The 2,821-nt window shown below is 57.9% G+C and carries 1 protein-coding gene and 2 pseudogenes; 1 reads left to right on the top strand and 2 read right to left on the bottom strand.

The window, feature by feature from the left end; all coding sequences use genetic code 11:
* Both LCF60_RS24175 and LCF60_RS24180 read right to left on the bottom strand, forming a co-directional pair.
* Positions 1 to 259, bottom strand: a pseudogene (locus LCF60_RS24175) (transposase); the annotation flags it as partial.
* A 321-nt stretch (positions 260 to 580) separates the two neighbouring features.
* Positions 581 to 1,728, bottom strand: a protein-coding gene (locus LCF60_RS24180) for an IS3 family transposase (protein WP_292295078.1) whose coding sequence is annotated in 2 segments (ribosomal slippage) — positions 581 to 1,467 and positions 1,467 to 1,728 — 1,149 coding nt in all. Because the reading frame shifts where the segments join, the coding sequence is not laid out codon by codon here.
* 60 nt (positions 1,729 to 1,788) lie between these two features.
* Between LCF60_RS24180 and LCF60_RS24185 the strand changes: the two are divergent.
* Positions 1,789 to 2,202: pseudogene (locus tag LCF60_RS24185) on the top strand (transposase); the annotation flags it as partial.
* Positions 2,203 to 2,821 lie beyond the last annotated feature (619 nt).

A 2,821-nucleotide genomic window follows, 5' to 3' on the forward strand; every position in this document is an offset into this window, starting at 1 on the left:
CAGGCGACCAGTCAGGGTCACGAAGTTCGATTGATGTCGCCGGAATACGTGCGTCCATACGGTGGAAGCCATCGGGCAGAACGTGGATCAGGAACCGTCGAATGAACTCGGGCGTGGCCAACCGTATGACCTTTTGCCGGTCGCCGGATTTGACGCGGTAATCCTGCCAGCGGAAGGCCACGGTATCGGCATCGGCGCTGACCAGGCGGGCGTTCGAGATCGCGACCCTGTGGGTGTATCGGCTCAGATAGGCCAGCAGGGGCCCGGTGCCGTAGGCGATGTCCGCAATCAGCCGTTCGGGATGCAGATCGAACCTGGCCTTAAGCCGCTTCACATGCGGGCCACAAAAGTGGTGAGCTGTGCCGCGAACTCGGGTCTTGTTCTGGCGGCCAAGGTGAAATGCAGGAGTTTTTCCCCAACCAAATAATCGAGGGCGGCGCGCTCCCTATACACCAAACAGCAGACCCAGGAACAGATTTCGCTCTCTAAATTCAACAAAAATCGTACAAGCGCATTGATAGCTTAGCCCGTACCTTCGGAATGTCCAATTTGGCCTGCTGCCGGTTTCGTGGACACAGGGTTAGGTTTGCATAGCTCGGTTCTCGAACGCCATGGGGCTTAGGGAGCCCAGTTTGGAATGGCGTCGCCTCGGATTGTAGAAGCGCTCGATGTAGTCGAACACGTCGGCACGAGCTTCATTGCGCGTCCGGTAGACCTTGCGGGCGGTGCGCTCGGTTTTCAGCGACGAGAAGAAACTCTCCATGGCCGAGTTGTCCCACACGTTGCCGGCCCGGCTCATTGAACAGGTGATGCCGCAGTCGAGCAGAAGGCGCTGGAACTGCTCACTTGTGTATTGCGATCCCTGGTCCGAGTGGTGGAGCAGCGCGTCTGCTTTGCCCCGACGCCAGACGGCCATCATCAGCGCATCCATGACCAGCGAGGCGTCTCGATCCGCTTTCATGGACCAGCCGACAACGCGCCTGGAGAACAGGTCCAGGACCACGGCGACGTAAAGCCAGCCCTCGGCAGTCCAGATGTAGGTGAAGTCGGCCAACCATTTCTGGTTCGGCCGGTCCGCCGCGAAGTCGCGGTCGAGGATGTTGTCGGCGATGACGGAGCGTTCGCCATCGTCCTTGGGTTTTCCACGTCGCTTCGGCCGCGCTCTCAGTGCATTTATCCGCATCAGTCGTTCGATCCGGTGCAGTCCACATGCGAGACCGTCTTCCAGAACGTCACGCCAGACCCGGCGGGCGCCGTAGGTGCGATCGCTGGCCTTGAAGCTCTTTTCTATCGCCTGAACGAGCTTCGCGTCATGAGCCGCGCGGTCGCTGATCGGTCTTCTGATCCAGGCATGAAAGCCGGAACGGGAAACGCCCAACGCGTCACAGATCCAGCTGACCGGCCAGATGTGCCGGTGCCCTGCGATGAATGCGAACGTCATGTCGCCTCCCGCGCGAAAAAAGCCGCCGCCTTCTTGAGGATGTCACGCTCCGCCCGGAGACGGGCGACCTCTTTCTTCAGCGCTGCAATCTCGGCCAGTTCCGCGCGCTGCTGGCCATTCCCGGGAAACGCCGTGGTCGGTGTCGCAGCCGCCTCACGCATCCAGCGCCGCAGCACGCTCTCTGCAAGATCAAGGTCCCGGCACGCCTGAGCGACCGCAACACCCCGCTCGGTCACCAGCTTTACTGCCTCGATCTTGAACTCGCGGCTGAACTTTCGTCTCGTCATATCCAATCTCCAATTCCATAGTCACGATCTTATCTTCGTGTCCACGAAACCGGCAGCAGGCCACATGTCGGTGTCGATGCGCAAAGCGGGATCGTGCATAGCGTGGACACCACCACGGCCAAGACACACGACAGCCAGGTGTGGGACGCACTGCTGCACGGTGATGAAACATCGATCTGGGCGGACAAGGGCTATGTCAGCGCCACGCGGGAGGCCGTGTTCTCTGGTCCGGATAAATTCTGGGGCGTCATGCGCAAGGCGCAGAAAGGTGGCGCGCTTCATCCTATCGACGAAGACATCAACCGGATCATCGCCAAGGTGCGGGCGCGGGTCGAGCATCCCTTCCGCGTGCTCAAGCGCCAGTTCGGATACATCAAGACCCGCTATCGGGGCCTTGCGAAAAACCGCGCGCAACTGTTCACGCTGTTCGCTCTTGGCAACCTGTTCCTCGTCCGACGAAAGCTGATTGCATGAGGCGGACTCTGCCCAAAATCAGGGGCTGGGCGCTTCAGGGCTGCCTATTTCGGCACTCCGAGCGCAAAATCGGGCCTCATCCACATAGCAAAGCTCGATTGCTCCAAAATCGGCGCAGCCGATGTAGTAGATCAGACGTTCCTTAAATATGGTCGTTTACACTATGTTGGCCGCATATAACCTTGATCGGCCGAACGGACTCCCAATAGCAGATGCTGTTCTGGAGGCTCATCGTAGTTTTTCCGGGCGAGCAAAACTTGCTCGCAACCTCTGTGGAGTTGTTTTAGTTCGCCAAGAACCACTCAGAAAACAGTTGTTGTTCTGGTTGACAAGAGCTGAGCGCGTATCACGGCATAGAAATGCAATTATTCACGGCACTGTCGCTTCTCATCAAAAAGGCCAATCCCTAAATCAAACTCAAGAAGTCGAAAACGCCTTGTTCGTTAGTGATTTCCTTTCGAGTAAGTCGTTTCGAGCATTTCCCCGAAAGACTGGCGGACAAATAAACTTTGAGAAGGCCAATTCGCCCTCATACAACCTCGATGCATTGAAAGGGGGTGCTGGAGTCCGTGAGGCAGGTAGGGGGGCAGATCACCTTCCTATGTGGTGATGAGTATAT

Origin of the sequence: Marivita sp. (genome assembly GCF_020055635.1) — a bacterium.
In the GTDB taxonomy this organism is placed as follows: Bacteria; Pseudomonadota; Alphaproteobacteria; order Rhodobacterales; family Rhodobacteraceae; genus Marivita.